At 35.1% G+C, this 18,190-nt stretch carries 18 protein-coding genes and 1 other RNA gene; 5 read left to right on the top strand and 14 right to left on the bottom strand.

The genetic code is table 11. The features are described 5' to 3' along the window. Nucleotides 1–3: 3 nt before the first annotated feature. Together ACJJVT_RS02245 and ACJJVT_RS02240 are read right to left on the bottom strand one after the other, a co-directional pair. Nucleotides 4–573: a DUF4126 domain-containing protein gene (locus tag ACJJVT_RS02245; RefSeq protein ID WP_036155695.1), complete on the bottom strand. Its 570-nt coding sequence runs from the start codon at nucleotides 571–573 to the stop codon at nucleotides 4–6. 61 nt (nucleotides 574–634) lie between these two features. After that, nucleotides 635–2,068: an ATP-dependent RecD-like DNA helicase gene (locus tag ACJJVT_RS02240; RefSeq protein WP_405396103.1), complete on the bottom strand. Its 1,434-nt coding sequence runs from the start codon at nucleotides 2,066–2,068 to the stop codon at nucleotides 635–637. A 101-nt stretch (nucleotides 2,069–2,169) separates the two neighbouring features. Between ACJJVT_RS02240 and ACJJVT_RS02235 the strand changes: the two genes are divergently transcribed. The 3 genes from ACJJVT_RS02235 to ACJJVT_RS02225 are packed head-to-tail and all read left to right on the top strand — an operon-like array spanning nucleotide 2,170 to nucleotide 4,170. Beyond that, complete coding sequence (locus ACJJVT_RS02235) at nucleotides 2,170–2,820, top strand: hypothetical protein (protein WP_405396101.1); 651 nt, start codon at nucleotides 2,170–2,172, stop codon at nucleotides 2,818–2,820. Continuing rightward, complete coding sequence (locus ACJJVT_RS02230; RefSeq protein WP_405396100.1) at nucleotides 2,798–3,634, top strand: DUF3822 family protein; 837 nt, start codon at nucleotides 2,798–2,800, stop codon at nucleotides 3,632–3,634. The genes ACJJVT_RS02235 and ACJJVT_RS02230 overlap by 23 nt, the downstream gene beginning before the upstream one ends. Next, on the top strand, nucleotides 3,634–4,170 hold the full coding sequence (locus tag ACJJVT_RS02225) for an RsmD family RNA methyltransferase (protein ID WP_405396098.1): 537 nt from the start codon (nucleotides 3,634–3,636) through the stop codon (nucleotides 4,168–4,170). Before ACJJVT_RS02230 ends, ACJJVT_RS02225 begins: the two co-directional genes overlap by 1 nt. Before the next feature lie 93 nt (nucleotides 4,171–4,263). Here the strand turns inward: ACJJVT_RS02225 and rnpB are convergent. Next, nucleotides 4,264–4,572: RNase P RNA component class A (gene rnpB / locus ACJJVT_RS02220), an RNA gene on the bottom strand. A gap of 109 nt (nucleotides 4,573–4,681) precedes the next feature. On the opposite strand from rnpB, the gene ACJJVT_RS02215 reads away from it, so the two are divergent. Further along, nucleotides 4,682–6,535: a DNA polymerase III subunit gamma/tau gene (locus tag ACJJVT_RS02215; protein ID WP_405396095.1), complete on the top strand. Its 1,854-nt coding sequence runs from the start codon at nucleotides 4,682–4,684 to the stop codon at nucleotides 6,533–6,535. Here ACJJVT_RS02215 and ACJJVT_RS02210 read toward each other — a convergent pair. From ACJJVT_RS02210 to ACJJVT_RS02180, 7 genes are read right to left on the bottom strand one after another with little or no spacing between them, the layout of a single operon-like run. Beyond that, a complete protein-coding gene (locus ACJJVT_RS02210; protein ID WP_405396092.1) occupies nucleotides 6,530–6,877 on the bottom strand; it encodes a transmembrane 220 family protein in 348 nt (115 codons plus the stop codon). The two genes, ACJJVT_RS02215 and ACJJVT_RS02210, sit on opposite strands and share 6 nt — an antisense overlap. Before the next feature lie 6 nt (nucleotides 6,878–6,883). Continuing rightward, nucleotides 6,884–8,257 carry an alkaline phosphatase family protein gene (locus ACJJVT_RS02205; RefSeq protein WP_405396090.1) on the bottom strand — a complete coding sequence of 458 codons (1,374 nt, stop codon included), beginning with the start codon at nucleotides 8,255–8,257 and terminating at the stop codon, nucleotides 6,884–6,886. A 1-nt stretch (nucleotide 8,258) separates the two neighbouring features. After that, nucleotides 8,259–9,452 (bottom strand): metabolite traffic protein EboE, encoded by a 1,194-nt coding sequence (gene eboE / locus ACJJVT_RS02200; RefSeq protein ID WP_405396087.1) that lies wholly within the window; start codon nucleotides 9,450–9,452, stop codon nucleotides 8,259–8,261. 5 nt (nucleotides 9,453–9,457) lie between these two features. Continuing rightward, nucleotides 9,458–10,618 carry a 3-dehydroquinate synthase gene (locus ACJJVT_RS02195; RefSeq protein ID WP_405396085.1) on the bottom strand — a complete coding sequence of 387 codons (1,161 nt, stop codon included), beginning with the start codon at nucleotides 10,616–10,618 and terminating at the stop codon, nucleotides 9,458–9,460. Nucleotides 10,619–10,625: 7 nt separating this feature from the next. Further along, the gene (gene eboC / locus ACJJVT_RS02190; RefSeq protein ID WP_405396082.1) at nucleotides 10,626–11,525 is read right to left on the bottom strand and encodes a UbiA-like protein EboC; all 900 of its coding nucleotides are present in this window, start codon (nucleotides 11,523–11,525) and stop codon (nucleotides 10,626–10,628) included. Between the two features lies 1 nt (nucleotide 11,526). Next, complete coding sequence (locus tag ACJJVT_RS02185; protein ID WP_133673411.1) at nucleotides 11,527–12,435, bottom strand: TatD family hydrolase; 909 nt, start codon at nucleotides 12,433–12,435, stop codon at nucleotides 11,527–11,529. Nucleotide 12,436: 1 nt separating this feature from the next. After that, nucleotides 12,437–13,288 carry an EboA domain-containing protein gene (locus ACJJVT_RS02180; protein WP_405396081.1) on the bottom strand — a complete coding sequence of 284 codons (852 nt, stop codon included), beginning with the start codon at nucleotides 13,286–13,288 and terminating at the stop codon, nucleotides 12,437–12,439. A 119-nt stretch (nucleotides 13,289–13,407) separates the two neighbouring features. On the opposite strand from ACJJVT_RS02180, the gene ACJJVT_RS02175 reads away from it, so the two are divergent. Then, a complete protein-coding gene (locus ACJJVT_RS02175; protein WP_405396079.1) occupies nucleotides 13,408–13,989 on the top strand; it encodes a tRNA-(ms[2]io[6]A)-hydroxylase in 582 nt (193 codons plus the stop codon). A gap of 8 nt (nucleotides 13,990–13,997) precedes the next feature. Here the strand turns inward: ACJJVT_RS02175 and ACJJVT_RS02170 are convergent, their stop codons facing one another. Genes ACJJVT_RS02170 through pdxH form a run of 4 tightly spaced genes read right to left on the bottom strand, consistent with a single transcriptional unit; the run spans nucleotide 13,998 to nucleotide 18,115 of the window. Next, nucleotides 13,998–14,888, bottom strand: a complete 891-nt coding sequence (locus tag ACJJVT_RS02170) for a Ppx/GppA phosphatase family protein (protein ID WP_405396078.1) — start codon at nucleotides 14,886–14,888, stop codon at nucleotides 13,998–14,000. 12 nt (nucleotides 14,889–14,900) lie between these two features. Beyond that, entirely contained in the window at nucleotides 14,901–16,967 is a 2,067-nt protein-coding gene (gene ppk1, locus ACJJVT_RS02165; RefSeq protein ID WP_405396076.1) for a polyphosphate kinase 1, read from the bottom strand. Then, entirely contained in the window at nucleotides 16,964–17,452 is a 489-nt protein-coding gene (locus tag ACJJVT_RS02160) for a SixA phosphatase family protein (protein WP_405396075.1), read from the bottom strand. Before ACJJVT_RS02160 ends, ppk1 begins: the two co-directional genes overlap by 4 nt. 15 nt (nucleotides 17,453–17,467) lie before the next feature. Continuing rightward, the gene (pdxH, locus tag ACJJVT_RS02155; protein ID WP_405396072.1) at nucleotides 17,468–18,115 is read right to left on the bottom strand and encodes a pyridoxamine 5'-phosphate oxidase; all 648 of its coding nucleotides are present in this window, start codon (nucleotides 18,113–18,115) and stop codon (nucleotides 17,468–17,470) included. Nucleotides 18,116–18,190 lie beyond the last annotated feature (75 nt).

Here is an 18,190-nt window from a genome sequence, read left to right as displayed (position 1 = left end):
ATTTTATGTTTTTGCCTTTGGTCTCAAGCTTCTGTATATCCTAAATATGACTACTAAGATGATAATCACCAAAACCGCTGCTAAGATAGGTGCAAATATTGAAGCTACAGACACAACTGCCGCCGTACCTGTTTCTACTGTCGTTATTAACGGATTCGCCAACCCACCAGTTGTTGCAGTTGATGCCAAACGACCTGTCGCTCCTGCTCCTTTTATTGCAGTGGCAGTACCACCACCGGCTATTATTGCCAAAGACCAAGTTATTACCGGATCTAAATCTGCTACTGTAGAAACCATTACCGCGGTACCTGCTATTGCTGCTAAAGGCACTGCTATACTATCTAATAAATTATCAAACCAAGGGATGAAATAAGCAAATATTTCTAATAATGTCGCAACACCTAAAGTTAAAACTGCTACTAAACTGCCTATCCACTGCCAATTATCATTTAGTTCCCATACTCCGAAATATGATGCAAGACTTAGTGCAAATAAGGGGAGAAAAACTCTAAATCCTACAGATGCTGCTAATCCTATTCCTAAAAAAATACTTAAAACTGTATCGGTTGTCATATTCAATTTACTATTAGAAAAAATTCTTTCCTATTTCAATAATTACTAAAATAACCTTTTCTTAATCAAGAAAAAAATCATCTTTAAAACCTATAAGGTACAACTTGCTCTTTGCCCTTGTAACTGCGGTATACAACCATCTTAAGTATTCTTTATCTATACCATTGGGCAAATAGGGCTGTTCTATAAAAACAGTATCCCATTGTCCCCCCTGAGATTTATGACAGGTTATTGCGTAAGAGAATTTCACCTGTAAACCATTGAAGTACTTATTATTCTTAACCCCCAAAAATTTCTTGTACTTAGAACTTTCATGTGCAAAGTCTTTCATGACTTCTTGATACAGTCTATTACCATCTTCATATGATAAGGAGGGAGATTCTGCCGTAATGGTATCTAACAATAAAACAGTTTCAAAAGGTGGCATATTAGGATAATCGACCATTTTCACCTTAACCTCGGCAAATTTAAAGGTGAAAATTTCCTTGATGTCAAATATTTCTAAAATCTCTATAATATCTCCGTTTGCAATAAAACCGGCTTCTGTGCTTGGCTTTAACCAATAGTAGTTATTCTTCACCACCATCATAAAATCGCCTACTGCAATATCATTCTCTAAAAATAAAATTCGCTCTCTAATATTTTGATTGTAAAGATTTGCACGTTTATTAGATCGTACTATAAATGCAGTTTCTTCTTTTCCATTTTCCGAATATGAACTATCGATGGCTTCTTGTATTTCGTTACCATCTATTAATCGCACTATATCGGTGAAGGGATCGACATCAAATTTGAAATCTTCGAAGAAATCGCTTTGTAGCTGCTCCCTTAATAAGGTTGCATTTGCCAAAATTCCTGAATCGCCTGCTTGCCTTACTACTTCATTCAATTCTAAACGAACCACTTCTTTATTATAATTCAAAGAAAGTTTATCACCATCTAAAGCGGGACTTAACACCAAATGCACGGGTGGTAATTGCGCTGTATCTCCTATTAATAACAACTTACATTTGTGCCCAGAATAGACGAACATCATTAAATCATCTAATAAAGAACCATTTTCGAATAATTTAGAGTCAGCGGCCGTATCTGGTATCATAGATGCTTCATCGACTATAAATAAAGTATCTCGATGTTTATTAGGAGCTAATACAAACTGCACTCCCCCTCCACTTTGCTTCTTCGGAAAATATATTTTTCTATGGATGGTAAACGCCTGTGTTTTTGAATAATTCGACATCACTTTTGCTGCTCTACCAGTCGGTGCCATAAGCACAGCTTTCTTCCGAACCTTCCATAAACTGTTCACTAAAGTGCCTATTAAAGTAGTTTTACCCGTACCGGCGTAACCTTTTAACAAAAAAACTTCATCCTTGACCGTCGAAAGGGTGAACTCAGCTAATTTCTGCAAAGCCACTGATTGTGTGGCAGTTGGTGTATGTGGAAATTTAGATTCTAGTATACTATAGAATGATGCGGGTGTCGTTGGTTTCATGTGCCTTCAAAGATAAAGATGATTTTTAGCCTAAAAACTTTTACGATTAAAAAAAAATTGTAGATTTGTGAAGACCACTAAATAAAAATAACACATACGAAATGAAGACCGTTATACAAATTGTACTTTGGATTGGATGTATCGCATTAGGATACTTTATCTACAACTCCATTACTGGACCAATTAAATTTAAAGAGGTAAAAGAGGAGCGTTTCTCTCAAGTTATTGCCAAATTAAAAGACATTAAAAATTCTCAAGAAGCTTACAAAACCGTAAATGGTAAGTATGCAAATGATTTTAACAGCTTAATTCGTTTTATCGACACTGGTAACTATGTTATTACGCAACAGAGAGATTCTTCTTTCATGGAGTTTGACAAAGCATACGGTATTGATATGTTGAAAGAAGTTAAAATCATTGACACTTTAGGAATGGTTTCTGTAAAAGATTCTCTTTTCAAAACTGATACTAGATATAAAAGCTTAATGGATGTACCTACAGCGGCAAACGGTGAAAAATTTACCATGAAAGCTGGCTTTGTTGAAAAGAGTGGCTATAAAGCTCCGGTATTTGAAGCTAAGGTTGATAAAGAAGTTGTTCTTTATGATCAACCAAAAGATTTATTATCTCGTGAAAAAGCAGCCTTAAGTGTAGAAGAAGTAAACGGACCTTTCATTTATGTAGGTTCTTTAGATGACGTTAGCACAAGCGGTAACTGGCCTCCTATATATGACAAAAAAGTTAAAAAATAGTAGCTTAAACATAGCGGATAAAAATTTTAAGAAATTGTCCATTCAGGTTAGCTTGAATGGACTTTCTTTTTGTGTAGCAGATACTGTTTCGCAAAAATTATTGATTTCTGACAAAGTGGATTTTACTGATGAAAAAAATCCAATGACCGCTAAAGATGAATTAGAAAAACTTTTTCAAAAGCATGATTTAGAAAATATGCAGTTTGATGAAGTTGTTGCTGTTCATAGAAACATTCTTTTCGGACTAGTACCTAAATCTTTATTCAACCCGAACAACCTAACTGAATACCTTAAATTCAATACTAAGGTTTTGGCTAATGATGTTTTAGCTTATGACGAGGTAGAAAATCATGATTTAGTCAATGTTTACGTACCCTACGTAAATATCAACAATTACATCTACGATCTTTTTGGTGAATTCGATTTTATGCATAATGGCACTGTATTACTGCTGTCTTTGCTAAACAACCAAACACAAAATCAAGAGATAACTTGTTTTGTACATGTCAACAAAGAACAATTAGATATTACGGTTCTAAACCAACGCAAACTACTTCTTTATAATAGTTTTAAATACCACACAAAAGAAGACTTTGTCTATTACCTTTTATTTGTAATAGAGCAACTAGAATTAGACCCTAAAACTGTAACGGTTAAACTATTTGGAAGTATAGAAGAAGATGATGAAATTTTTCAGCTTTGCTATAATTATATTCAGAATATCAGCATTTTCGAACCATCGACCGCTCAATTACTAAAACTCGGAGAGACCTCAACAGGCTCTATAGACTTCACCCTTATTAATACTATATAATGCGCATCATATCAGGAAAACATAAAGGACGTCACTTAATGGCCCCTAAAAAACTACCTGTAAGGCCTACAAAAGATATGGCCAAAGAGAGCTTGTTCAATATTTTGAACAATAGTTACTATTTTCCAGACCTTAAAGTTCTTGATCTTTTTGCCGGTACCGGTAATATTAGTTACGAATTCTCTTCTAGAGGTGTTGATGATGTACTTGCTATTGATGCACACTCTGGCTGTATAGAATTTATTGACAAGACAGTTGAAATGTTAGATATGAATATTCGCACTTTAAAAAGTGATGTATTTAGCTTTCTACAAAGAAATACCGAGAAATTCGATATCATATTCGCTGATCCTTTCTACGATATGGAGCTTACTGATTTCGAGAAATTACCAGAGTTAGTTTTTAAAAATGAACTTCTGTTAGAAGATGGAGTGCTAATTATTGAACACTCTAACCGTACTAGCCTAGCTGAATTTCCTCATTATAAAAACTCTAGAAAATACGGCGGCAGTGTTTTTAGTTTCTTTGAGAAGTAACATTCAAAAAATACAGTCTTTACATATCAAAAAAATCATCGACTACATCAAGTGCTAATTCGATGACTATGATTCTGTATTAATAATATCATTAAAAAAAGCAGGCCATAAGCCGGATTCTGTATTCTGAAAAAATCAGAATTCCTTATCATTTATCTAGGCAAAGGGTTACCCCAGAGCTCGAACCGCCTACCCTTCGACTTGGGCGTGCAGCCCTCAAACACCGATTTACATGACGTTTCACCGTATAGAGTTTACCTGGTTTCACTACAGCCGAACTGTACTTGCTTTCTGTTGCACTTGTCCTCACTTCTCAGCGGACGGGCGTTACCCGCTATACTGCACTATGGTGTCCAGACTTTCCTCTCCCAATTACTTGGCAGCGATAAGGTGGCCTGCTGAGCGCAAATGTACTGCAATTGTTGATAACTAAGGATGATCTCTTTTCTTAATTCTCGTTAGAATTAAAGGCTATAATTATATTTGTATAAGAATAAACAGAAGTAGCAATTTGGAACCATTTATTGTATCGGCTAGAAAGTATAGACCCCAGACATTTAAAGATGTTGTGGGTCAACAATCTATTACCAATACATTACAAAATGCGATAGACCAAAATCACCTCGCGCAAGCGTTATTATTCTGCGGACCAAGAGGTGTTGGTAAAACTACCTGCGCACGTATTTTGGCCAAACAGATAAATTCTGATGGCACAGAACAAGAAGATGAAGATTTTGCTTTCAATATTTTTGAGCTTGATGCCGCTTCTAACAACTCAGTCGATGATATTCGTAATCTAATTGATCAAGTTCGCATACCACCACAGGTTGGCAAATACAAAGTATATATTATTGATGAGGTGCATATGTTGTCTCAGTCTGCTTTCAACGCATTTCTAAAAACTTTAGAAGAGCCACCAAAGCATGCGATTTTCATATTAGCGACTACTGAAAAGCATAAGATTATACCAACGATTCTTTCTAGATGTCAAATTTTTGATTTCAAAAGGATTACGGTTAAAGATGCTGCTGAATATTTAAAGTATATTGCTGAAAACCAAGGTATAAATGCAGAAGAAGATGCATTGCACATCATTGCCCAAAAAGCTGATGGTGCCATGCGTGACGCATTATCGATTTTTGATAGAGTAGTTAGTTTTTCTGGCTCTGAGCTTACTCGTAAAGCGGTTACCGAAAATTTAAATGTCTTAGACTACGATACTTATTTTGAGGCAACAGATTTAATATTAGAACATAATATACCAGGGTTACTCTTATTGTTCAATAAAACCTTATCACTTGGGTTTGACGGACACCACTTTATATCTGGACTAGCGTCTCATTTTAGAGATTTAATGGTATGCCAACACCCAGATACTATTACCTTATTAGAGGTTGGTGAAGCCGCACAGCAATTATACAGAGATCAGAGCAAAAAGACGGCTCCCTCCTTTCTTCTTAAAGGTTTGGAGATTTCAAATGACTGTGACTTAAAGTACAAAACAAGTAAGAATCAACGCTTACTCGTTGAGCTCACTCTTATGAAACTTGCCTCTATCAATTTTGATGGAGAAAAAAAAAATCCTGAATCCGTAGCTCTTAATAACAAGACTATTGATTTTATCGCTCCTTCCGCATTCTATAATCAAGTACCCAAAGAATCAAAGGCAAAACCAGTAACTGGAAATCAACCAGCTACTACAAAACCTGAAGTCGAAGGCGCTACTAAAACAATTGCTCCGAATACGACTACCGAAACGCCAGCAGTATCAAAACCGACTCCTGTAACTAGGGAAGCACAAGTAGCTCTCGAAAAACCTAAGGAACCGCAACAAGAAATTAGCAAAGCTCCAACAGCAGAAACTGCTACTGATGGTAAAAAACCGATTATTAATCGCCCTACCAAAAGAGTTTCCGGACTTTCAATTTCTAGTTTAAATGCCAAAAAGCAACACGAGCTCAATAAAATTGAAGTTGTTGTTGATGAAAACAACTTACCAAAAGACAATTTTACCGAAGAAGAGCTTCGAAAGCACTGGGCAGATTTTATAGAAATTATTGATAAAAAAGGTCAAAAGATATTAGCTTCTAACCTTCATTCAGATATTCCGAAATTAAAAGAAGGCTTTGCTATTCATTTAGAGCTTCCTAACGGAACCATGAAGAAAGAAATTGAGCGTGAGCAGTTCGAATTAATGGAATATCTACGTGCTAAACTGAACAACCATTTCGTTCATTTAGCTATTACCGTAAATGAAACTACTGCAACGAAATTTGCCTTTACGCCTGAAGAGAAATACGAAAAATTACGAGAGAAGAATCCGGTAATCGATTTACTAAGACAAGAATTTGATTTGTACCTATAGTTTTTTCTTGCTTTGAAAAGCAAAAACCAATAATACAATTGAAATAATTAGAAGTCCGAAGGCTTCCCTTCCTAATTCTACGGTAACGATATCTCCATCATTTAAATCGAATCCTTGAAAATCTGACGGATATAGATATATAAAGCCAATAAAAGAAATTACTCCAAATATCAACGGTATTACAAACACTATTTTATTTAATGCAAATAATAATGAGATTAAAGCCGCAACACCGTAAATAATAATCCAATTCAACGAGTCTGGATCATTATATTGCAAGACTGCACCTACAGTAAATAACACTGCAAAAACATACCCTAATATCTTAAATAATAGATTCATTTAAATTTAGTTTAATAAGTGATCTTCAATAAGATCACGAACTTGTATTGCACTAATCTTCTTATCTTTATCACGTGTTTTATGATTACTTATAAAGACGGGGAAATCTTCAACATCTTCAGTCAATCGACCGTGTGATCCTTTTATCAAAGTAGCATCAATTGGTATAATATTCATGACCGTTCTAAAGCCCATTTTTTTCTTAAGTAGCTTACCCACTACTTTTGCCATTACCAATTTATCTTTTGGATCTGTCAACATTTCAACCGGATCATAACCTGGCTTTTTATGAATATCTACCATTCTTGCATAATCTGGCGCCTTTGCATCATCTAGCCAGAAGTAATACGTAAACCAAGAATCTTTATCTGCAACAACCACAATATCACCACAACGCTCATGATCTATATGATAGGTCTTTAAATCTTCCCCGTAAAGAACCTTCTCTACTCCGTCAATTGACTTCATCAACTCGGCAACACGCTCAATATTTTTAGAATTCTTACAATATACATGTGCAATTTGATGATCAGCCACAGCAAACACATCACTGGCTCCTACATCTAAAAGCTCTAATCCTCGTTCTTCACGTATAGCCAGCATTCCCTCTTTTCTCAATACGCGATTAAGATGAATTGGTCTGTTTACATTTGTAATTCCGTATTCTGAAAGCAGAATCACTCTAGCATCTAGTGCTTCATAATGCTGCACCAATTGCTTCACTACAGCATCTATTTCGTTCAGGTCTTTTGAAATTACTTTAAAATCAAGACCGTACCGTTGTAAATTATAATCTAAATGCGGAAGGTAAATAAAGGTTAAATCTGGATTGTATTTTTTATCTGTTAATAAAGCGGCATCAGCTATCCATTTAGAAGAATTGATAGTTGTTTTAGGTCCCCAAAATTCGAAGAGAGGAAAAGTACCTAATGCTTTTTGCATATCATCTCGCAACTCAGCCGGATACGAATACACATCTGGAATTTTTCTGCCGTCTGCTAAATAATTTGGTCTTGGTGTAAGGCTATAATCTACATTGCTGTACATATTATACCACCAAAAATGATTGGCACAAGTAAAATTAGGATACTTATCTTTTAAATCGTCCCAAATTTTTGACTGCTCCACTAATTTATTCGATTGTCTCCAGAACTTGACTTCGCATTCATCTTTAAAATACCAGCCATTACCTACAATACCATGCTCTGATGGCCATTTGCCTGTTACATAGGTAGATTGAACAGCACATGTAACTGCTGGCAATACAGGTTCTATGTATGATGTCTGACCTTTCTCTAAAAATAATTTTATAAACGGAGTGTGCTCACCTATCAATCTCTTTGTTAACCCAACTACATTTATGACTACCGTTTTTTTCATATTACATGTGTGATTTAAACCACTCTATTTCTCTAATTATAGATACTGATAAATCTTGTTTTAAATCTGACGGAAGCACATCCCAAGTATAGGTTTCTATTTCTAAATGTTCTGATACTGGATTAGATTTAACATACTCCATCGTTTTCAAAATATGATCTTGCGTGGAAAACAACTCACCATATTTTTCTAAGAAAATGGGAACGTGATAGTGTGCCCTAAGTTCTGTGTGCTTTCTATCCCCCTCTAAAATCAGGGGTAAATCGCTATACGTTTTTACTTCGCCATCGATTTTCTCTGTAACCTGATGTAAATAGGTTGGTTCATTAAATTGAGACAATTGTTCCCAAATAACCTCATCCTTATCGCCACCAAAAAGAATTTTCAATGCTGCACTTACTTGAATTTTACCTACTCGTATATTTTCTTTTTCAAACTTAGCAAAGGTATCTTTAGGTTCTTCATATGCCAAAGAGAAATGGCAAACATCATAACAAATAGTGATGTATTTTTTAATTAACTCTTCAGATTCCTTTTGCCCTAACCCTAATTCCTGTTTAAAAAAAACTGCTCCTATTGGTAATAAGTAGTCTGAATAAAAAGATAATACTTCATCGCTATTCTCTAGCAATCCGTCTGGTTCTGGCTCTATATCTAAATGCAAATAGGTTCCTGTAGCTTGTTCAATTTCGAACAACTGCTTAGCAATCTCCAGCATATTTTTAGCTCCTAGCTGAAAAACGTTTTTTGTTTCGCTTTCAGTTTTATGCCAATATTTATAGGTAATTGGTGATGTAGAAATTCCGCCATTCATTCCCGCTGGAATTAATTCGGATAATTGACGAAACAATCGTTTTGTATATTTCAATCGATCATCAGTAGTCCAATCTGGAGCGTGCACCATATCTTTTACACGTTCATCATGAAAATTACCATAAGGGAATCCGTTCATGGTGAAAACATATAGATTGTTAGCATCTAACCACTTTTTGAAATCGGACATGTTATTATCCAAATCAAGTTCTTCACTTGCTTTATTAGATAATCGAAGTCCCAAACCAAATGGTTGTTCTTTTGAAACTTCTTGTTTTATTCCCGGAACGTGTTTTTTAATACTATCAAAAGTACTTTTCCAATCTTGACCTGGATGAATATTTGTACAATAGGTTAAATGAAGGTTTTCTTTTAGTTGCATTGAACTTAATTTAAAGCGAATTGATGGTTCAACTTTGTAATTGCTTGTGACATTAACTTCATATCGATGGTATGAACGTCATGCTTAACGCCTAAATCAGAAATTAGGGTAATTGTCAACTGACCCCCTAAATGCTCTCTAAACTCTTCTATACCATCTAACAATGATTGAATCTCTACAGCACTTTCAACCGGAAGAGAAAGGTCAAAACCGATAGCAATCATCACGTCTAAAATATGCTGTAAATCTCCCTCTGAAATTAAACCGGTTAATTGAGCATAAGTCACATCTAGCGCAATACCTTTTGCTACTGCCTCACCGTGTCGCAATTCATAATTGGTCATGAATTCCATTTTGTGGGCTGCCCAATGTCCGAAATCTAAAGGTCTTGACGAACCAGATTCAAATGGATCACCACCTTGGGCAATATGATGCATATGCATTTCTGCACATTTATAAATTACATATTGCATGGGTTCCATTTCTCTATTTTTCAAAGCTGTTGCATTATCTGCTATGTACTTAAAGAAAGTTTTATCCTTAATTAAAGCTACTTTTATAGCTTCAGAAATACCAGAAATCCAATCGCGTTGCTCTAAAGTTTCTAGAAAATTACTGTCGTTGATAATTGCGAAAGGGGGAGCAAATGTTCCTAAAAAATTTTTCTTTTTAAAAGCATTTACACTATTCTTTACCCCTACTGCAGAGTCGTTCTGAGATAATACTGTAGTAGGTATTCGTATCAACTTAACACCTCTGTGTGCAATTGCAGCTGCATAACCGACCATATCGATTACTGCACCACCACCTATGACTACTACAAATGAATGACGACAAATTTTGTTTTCATTGACTCCGTTCAAAACAGAATCAATTGCTGCATCGCTATTTTTAACTTGCTCGCCACCTGGCAATACTAAAGTATTGGTATACTTTATTGTTTGCTGATTTTTTCTACAATAGGCTTCAATCTCATTTATTAATGCAGGATGATGGTTTTTAACTCCGTCATCTAACACAATCAAAAGTTTGACAGGTTCAAAATCTTTATAACCCGCTATTAAATTTTCGAATAACGGATTCTCTAAAGCAAATAGTCCCGAAGTAAAATATAATTGATAATCATATTGAACTTGAAAAGACTGTTTTATAGGTTTTAATTGCATATGTTTTTTATGTTACTGCAAATAGTTTCGATAACAGCATTGATGCTGGTAATAACAACAAAACCGCTAATGCCAAATACCAATTGGAAAAACCGGCTACCCAGCAAGCGTTCATTACAACAAGTGATAATACACCGCCCATTACCGCCTTCTTTATATTCTTAGGTGAGTTTTCTTTATACGCTTTTAATAAAGGTTTAAAAATCAAATACCCGAATAAAATCAAGAACGGCAATAAGACTATGACATTGTCTTTCTGCTGCATTACAATTAACGTAATTGATAGTATAACTATTGTATATAATATACCTGCCCAAATAATGTGTTTTTTATTATTACCATGTACTTCGCCCCTACTTATTAATGTAATGGCAAAAATGTAAACTACAGGCACTAACGCTATGTACCAATGAGAGAGCATGCCCAAAACAGACATTCCCATTAAAAGATTTAAACCACGGCAAATACCCATGTTCAACGGACCTGCGAAACCGAATTGCTTAAAATACCCGTCATACATTAAAATAGCAATAGTCAAGATTACGGATATTATCCCTGCAAGCATATTACACTTGAATGCCAAGGTAACGCCTATCAACATTAATATAGTTCCGAAATAAATTGCCTCACGCTTGGGCACTAATCCGCTTGGTATCGCTCTTTCCGGTCTTTCAATAGCATCTAATTCTGCATCGAATACATCATTAAAAACTACTCCGCCTGCATATAAAGCAACCGAAGAAAAGACCAATAGAATTACATCACCGCTTTGCTCTGTTAAAAAGCCAAGCACGTCTATATTCCGCAGATATAATGCAATAGCAATACCCGCCAAAATATCTGCTGCGGCAGTTGGCAAATTTGCGGGTCTTGCCAAACGCGCAAAACCCATTAACTTCTCTTTCATTTTAGGTAATTTGGTCTTCGTCTATTCTTGGCTTCTGACCTCTTAAAACACTATTATCATTAAATAGTTGCGATTGATTAATGCTATCTGGTTGTAACCAATGCGCTTCTTTCATTTTACCATTTTTGCTAAAAGCATCTAAAGCATTTTGGTAACAGGTCTTTCTTACATCTTCCATAGAAATGCCTCTTTTCAACATTAAAGAAGCCGTTTTCGGCACTGCCAATGGATCGCTAACACCCCAGTCTGCAGAGCTATCTACGATAATATTAGAACTACCAAATTTCTTCACGACTTCTACCATACGCTCATTACCCATTTTTGTTTTTGGGTAAATAGTAAATGCGGCTATAAATCCGCGGTCAAGAACCTCTTTTACCGTTTCTTCGTTATTATGGTCAATAATGACATTGGCAGGATCTAAACCATGCTCCAAGCAAACTTCCATACTTTTAATGGTACCTGCTTTTTTATCACGGTGCGGCGTATGCACTTGCACGGTCATATCCAGTTCCTTTGCCATGTCCAATTGCATTCTAAAGAACTTGTCTTCGGCAGGTGTTTGGTCATCATAGCCTATTTCACCAATAGCTACCACATTCTCTTTATGTAAGTATAAAGGCAACAATTCAATAACTTGTTCTGCCAAAGCTTCATTGTTGGCTTCTTTAGAATTTAAACCAATAGTACAGTAATGCTTAATTCCGAATTGGCTAGCTCTAAAAGGCTCCCAACCTACCAGACTACTGAAGTAATCTTGAAAAGAACCTACTTGAGTTCTCGGCTGACCAAGCCAAAACGAAGGTTCTATTATCGCAACAACTCCCGCTGCCGCCATTGCTTCATAATCATCTGTTGTTCTTGACGTCATGTGAACATGCGGGTCAATAATCATCATTTTATCTTCCATTCTATTGTTGTTTAATCGTATTCCACGTTATCTGTCCGTCTGCTATTTTATGTTTTAGCTCTGGTTTACTATTTAAAAGTGCCAATGCCTTATCATTTTCTGAATAATAACAACATAGGGCACCTGAATTATTCTCTAATACATCATTACTATTAAGAAGTGTCTTCATATCATTCAATAGTTCCTCATTCAAAAATTTCGAAACGGGTCTCCAAAACAATGGATCTATTTTTCTACCTGCAGCCCATCTTTCATGTGCATAGTCAGATATTATTCTAGTTAAATCAGCATTTGCCCTTTCATCAACAGATTCTATTTGCGAAAGATCTCGCTCCATAAATGCCGCTTTTAAAAACATCTGATTCCATTGTTGATCATTGAAATATTTTGCCGGATATGGATTGTTCAATGAAATTGCATCAAAAATGGTAGCAATGTTCGTTCTTAAAGCTTCTACCGCTGTTTGTTTATAAGCTTCGGGATTGGGTAACAAAATCAAATATTGCAAAAAGGTCTCCAACTCACTTGTATCAGCCACCTGTATAATGTTTGCCACCTTAGGCGTATAATATTCCTCATCATGCCCTAGTACTTCTGACAACAAATAGATACGTGCTACTTGTAGCATATTTGCTCTATGCGCACTGAAATAACTAGCACTTTCAGTATCTAATTTTTTAAATGAAATTAGGTTTGTAGCATCAAATTTCACATTTAGCAGGCTATAGGTCATGAATAAATCTTTTGAAGACTTATCGCCAGCCAACTTCTCAATTTTACCCTTTAACCAACTAACACTTTCTGGTGTTCCAAATTGTATTAAAATATCTTGAATATCTTTTTGATTGTGCATTTTGTAATAAGATTGACTTTACATCAAAAATAATTATTATTCAGCAGTAAGTTGTCTAGGTTCTTGATTATAATTGGCTCGGTCTCGAAATCTTTTCTAATTTTGAAAAAAAGTAAACTATGCTAGGCTTAAAATTACCAACTGATCCAAGATGGGTAAATATTGTAGAGAAAAATATTGATGAAATACTTACTGATCATGCGTATTGTGAGCAAAAAGCTGCGAGTACTGCCATATCGCTAATTGTATCTTTCCCTGAATATACCGAGCTTGTTGAAGAAATGGTGGCCTTATCTAGAGAAGAAATGGGTCATTTTAAAATGGTGCATGATCTTATATTAAAACGTGGCAACACTTTAGGTCGAGACCGTAAGGATGATTATGTAATTCAATTGATTAAATTCTTCCCAAAAGGAGGAAGCAGAACTACACAGTTGGTTCATAGATTATTGTACGCAGGATTAATTGAAGCGCGCAGTTGTGAGCGATTTAGATTATTATCGGAAGAGTTAGAAGACAAAAAATTAGCCGAATTCTACCATAAATTAATGATTAGTGAAGCCGGACATTACACTATGTTCTTAAAATTTGCCCGTAAATATGGGGAATTAGAAGAGGTGAATAAAAAATGGGACAGCCTTCTAGAATATGAAGCTCAAATCATGAAAGATTTAGGAACCAATGAATCTATTCACGGTTAAATCTCAAATTACTTATTTTCAGAATTGTATAAATCTTTAATTATACCATCTGAAAGTCCGATTTTAGGAACGTGAATTTTCTTTGCTCCACTCCATTTGGCAGCCGAAAGAAAAATTTTGGTTGCCGGAATAATAACGTCTGCCCTATCTGGATTCAACCCTAATTCTGATATACGATCATCATAACTTAAGCTATCTAAAAAATGATATTGAGCGTTCAACCAAATATATGATAAGGGTTCGCCTTCTTTTCTTCCTGAAAGCTTATGCAACTTATTGATATTACCACCGGAGCCAATAATGGATAATTTGGGTTTGTCTTTTAGAATCAATTTAATCCATATTTCTAATTTATCCCAAGTCTCAGGCTTTACCATATCATTTAAAAGTCTAACCGTACCCAATTTAAACGACTTAGAAACTTGAATCTTACCCTGAGAAAACAATGTAAATTCAGTACTACCGCCACCAACATCTATATATAGATAAGATTGATCGTCGGTAATTAGATTCTTTAAATCTGTTGAGGCTATTATTGCAGCTTCCTGCTTACCATCTATAAGATCTATTTGAATACCTGATTCTTTGGCTATCTTTTTTATAATCTCATTACCATTGTTGGCTTCTCTCATGGCAGAGGTAGCACAAGCTCTATACTTTTCAACTCCCGCTACATCCATTAAAAGCTTAAAGGCTTTCATTGTCTTTATCAACCTTACTTCATTGACTTCAGATATTTCACCTACCGTAAATGAATCTTCGCCTAAACGTACAGGCACCCTAACTAAAGCGCTTTTTCTAAATTGGGTCTTTTTACCCTTATCCTCAATCACGTTATGCGTTAGCAACCTGATGGCATTGGAACCTATATCGATCGCTGCAAATTTTCTTACCTTCAAAAGATCTCTTTTTTAAGATTCTTGTTTATTTGCGTAATACTCATACGTTTCAAATTGCGACCTAATTCTAGGTAATGTTGACTTTCTATACGCATTATCTTGAGCTGCGTTGAATATACGTGCCTTCATGTTATCTTTCCAACAGATATCAAATGTATCCATCAATTCTTTTTTAATATCCTCATCATAAATTGGGCAACCAACTTCAACTCTATAATCGAGGTTTCTAGTCATCCAATCTGCAGAGGATATATATATTTTAGTATCGCCACCATTAGCAAATGCAAAAATACGTGTATGTTCTAAAAATTTATCGATTACACTTATAGCTTCGATGTTTTCACTCATACCCTCAACACCTGGTATTAAGCAACATATACCCCTTATGATCAACTGGATCTTTACCCCTGCTCTACTTGCTTCATACAGTTTATCTACCATCTTGTAAGATGTAAAACTGTTCATCTTTATCTTGATAAAAGCTACTTTACCTTGCTTGGCGTTTGCTATCTCATTATCAATTAATTTTATGAACGCATTTTTTGTGTAATGCGGAGAAACTATAAGGTGTTTGTATTTATTGATTTTATAGGTAGTCTCAAAGAAGTCGAAAACCTTGTTCAACTCTTTTAATATAGAATCATCTGCTGTAAAGAGTGTAAAATCAGTATAAATTCTTGCTGTAGATTCATTGAAATTACCTGTACTTACAAAGCCATATCGCTTTATTGAACCAGCTTCCTCTCTTTCTATCAAACATATTTTACTATGTACTTTTAAACCTGGTACGCCAAAAATTAGTTTTACACCTTCTGCCTGTAACTGCTCTGCATATTCAATATTCGCTTGCTCATCGAAACGAGCTTGAAGCTCTATTTGTACGGTAACTTGTTTACCATTTTTAACTGCATTAATTAAAGATGCCGCAATTTGAGAGTTTCTTGCCAGCCTATATACCGTAATCTTAATGGTACGGACTTTAGGATCTAAAGCAGCTTCACGCAAAAACTTTAAAATATATGTAAAGGTATGATATGGCGTATATTGCAGATAATCTTTTTTAGCGATACTTTCTAAAATACTACCCTCTACACTTAAGCCTTTTACCGGTAACGGGATAATTTTATCGTACAGTAAATCTTTTCTACCTAAGCTCGGAAAGCCCATATAATCTCTGCGATTATGATATCTACCGCCAGGTATTACACTATCGGTATCTTCAATATTCATCTTCTCTTTTAGAAAAGTCAAAGTATCTCTACCTATACTCTTATCATAAACAAAACGTACAGGATCACCTATTTTTCTGTGTTCTACACTAGATGATATTTTCTCAATAAAACTTTTACTTAGGTCATTATCGATATCTAGCTCGGCATCTCTAGTAATTTTTATCATGTGAGCAGATATAGACTCATACTCAAACATGGTAAAAATATTGTCTAAGCAATATCTAATCAAATCATCTAGAATAATGATATAGCTCTTTTCCCCTTCGTCTGGTAATACAACAAAACGGTCTATTCCCTTCGGAATTTCAATTAATGCATATCGTTTCTCTTTCTTACTTTCTTCACTTTTAATTACCATTTTTACCGCCAAATATGCTGCAGTATCTTTTAAGGTTGGAAAACGAGTAAGGTCGTTTAGAATGATGGTCATTAATTGCGGACTCACCTCTTTCAAGAAATAGGCTTTTACAAACTCCTTTTGGTTGTCATTTAATTCCGTTTCCTGAATGATAAAGATATTCTTACCCTCTAACTCATGTTCAATTCTTCTAAGAATCGTTAAACTTTTGGTTTGCTGTTCTATTACAATATTTGTAATCTCTTCTAAGAGATCTTTAGCCTTTTCACCACCCAATACACTTTTACCAGTTTTACCTGCTTCAACTATGCGCTTTACCGTTGCATACCTAACTTTAAAAAACTCATCTAGGTTGTTAGAGAAAATACCTAAAAAACGAAGTCTTTCAATTAATGGAACATTCTTATCTGCGCTTTCTTGTAATACACGCTCGTTGAACCATAACCAACTTATTTCTCTATTTACGTACTGGTTGTTATTTTTTATCATGCTTTTAGTTGCTTCGGAAAAATGGTTTGTATTGTTGAGCCTTTTGAAATAGTAGCCCAGGTATTTTCATTAAATTGTAAATGAACAAATCCGCTAGTAGGCACATTAATAATATGCTTATCTCCTAATGAATTTGCCAAATGGGTAAAGGTATGGTTGTGCCCAAAAAGAAGGACATTGTCAAAATTATCATCTAAATTCTTAATAAATTCGAATACCTGGTCTCCTGAAAAATCATACAACTCTGAAGTTATATTACAATTCTCAAGAGGATATTGAAGTGCCCGCATGCAAATCATACAGGTATGAAACGCCCTGTTTGCCGGACTCGTATAAACGTGGTCTATTTTTAAATTCTTTTTTGCTATTTCTTCGCCTACCAAATGCGCATCGAAAATACCTCTTTGTAATAATGACCTGTCTTGATCACTAACATTTAGTTCCCAAGAAGACTTACCATGTCGCATTAAATATAAATTCTTCATATAGCTTAATAAAGTTTAAGGAGCCAATCGTTCCATTTTCCAATCAAAATCATCTGTGAGGGTATATCGAATACGATCATGCAATCTATTTGGCCTACCCTGCCAAAACTCCATTGACACTGGTCTCACCAAATATCCGCCCCAATGTTCTGGTCTTTCAATTTCCTTACCATCATATTCTTTCTCTAATTCGGTAAGTTTATTTTCTAACACAGACCTAGAATCTATAACAGTGCTTTGATCAGAAACCAAAGCTCCTAATTTACTTCCGTCTGGTCGTGATTCAAAATAACCATCAGAGAGATTTTTCGACAATTTCTCGGCAGTGCCTTTTATAATTATTTGGCGTTCTAAATTTGCCCAGAAAAAAGAAATGCAAATTTTAGGGTTTTCACTTATCGCTCTTCCTTTCTCACTATTATAGTTGGTATAAAAAATAAAACCTTCGTGAGTATATTTTTTAAGAAGAACAACCCTGCTTTTTGGAAAACCATCTAAACCTACCGTAGAAACGGTCATGGCATTAGGCTCATCGACTCCGTCAGACTTTTCAACTTCGTAAAACCAAGTTTGAAATAGCTGAATAGGGTTGTCAGATATACTATCTTCCATCAACGCGCTTTTCTCGTATGATTTTCTATAATCTCCTAAATCTTTTTGCATCATTTTCGTGTTAAAAACAAGATAAACAAAGTTCTAAAAAGAAAGGAAAATAAACGGTATAAAAATGTATTAAAA

This window comes from Maribacter sp. Asnod2-G09 (assembly GCF_045063795.1).
Lineage (GTDB): Bacteria > Bacteroidota > Bacteroidia > Flavobacteriales > Flavobacteriaceae > Maribacter.
This window is presented reverse-complemented; position numbering and strand designations above follow the sequence as displayed.

Coding starts and splice junctions, on each gene's coding strand:
- ACJJVT_RS02245 (WP_036155695.1), bottom strand. CDS start 573: ATGACAACCGATACAGTTTTAAGTATTTTTTTAGGAATAGGATTAGCA.
- ACJJVT_RS02240 (WP_405396103.1), bottom strand. CDS start 2,068: ATGAAACCAACGACACCCGCATCATTCTATAGTATACTAGAATCTAAA.
- ACJJVT_RS02235 (WP_405396101.1), top strand. CDS start 2,170: ATGAAGACCGTTATACAAATTGTACTTTGGATTGGATGTATCGCATTA.
- ACJJVT_RS02230 (WP_405396100.1), top strand. CDS start 2,798: ATGACAAAAAAGTTAAAAAATAGTAGCTTAAACATAGCGGATAAAAAT.
- ACJJVT_RS02225 (WP_405396098.1), top strand. CDS start 3,634: ATGCGCATCATATCAGGAAAACATAAAGGACGTCACTTAATGGCCCCT.
- ACJJVT_RS02210 (WP_405396092.1), bottom strand. CDS start 6,877: ATGAATCTATTATTTAAGATATTAGGGTATGTTTTTGCAGTGTTATTT.
- ACJJVT_RS02205 (WP_405396090.1), bottom strand. CDS start 8,257: ATGAAAAAAACGGTAGTCATAAATGTAGTTGGGTTAACAAAGAGATTG.
- eboE (WP_405396087.1), bottom strand. CDS start 9,452: ATGCAACTAAAAGAAAACCTTCATTTAACCTATTGTACAAATATTCAT.
- ACJJVT_RS02195 (WP_405396085.1), bottom strand. CDS start 10,618: ATGCAATTAAAACCTATAAAACAGTCTTTTCAAGTTCAATATGATTAT.
- eboC (WP_405396082.1), bottom strand. CDS start 11,525: ATGAAAGAGAAGTTAATGGGTTTTGCGCGTTTGGCAAGACCCGCAAAT.
- ACJJVT_RS02185 (WP_133673411.1), bottom strand. CDS start 12,435: ATGGAAGATAAAATGATGATTATTGACCCGCATGTTCACATGACGTCA.
- ACJJVT_RS02180 (WP_405396081.1), bottom strand. CDS start 13,288: ATGCACAATCAAAAAGATATTCAAGATATTTTAATACAATTTGGAACA.
- ACJJVT_RS02175 (WP_405396079.1), top strand. CDS start 13,408: ATGCTAGGCTTAAAATTACCAACTGATCCAAGATGGGTAAATATTGTA.
- ppk1 (WP_405396076.1), bottom strand. CDS start 16,967: ATGATAAAAAATAACAACCAGTACGTAAATAGAGAAATAAGTTGGTTA.
- ACJJVT_RS02160 (WP_405396075.1), bottom strand. CDS start 17,452: ATGAAGAATTTATATTTAATGCGACATGGTAAGTCTTCTTGGGAACTA.
- pdxH (WP_405396072.1), bottom strand. CDS start 18,115: ATGCAAAAAGATTTAGGAGATTATAGAAAATCATACGAGAAAAGCGCG.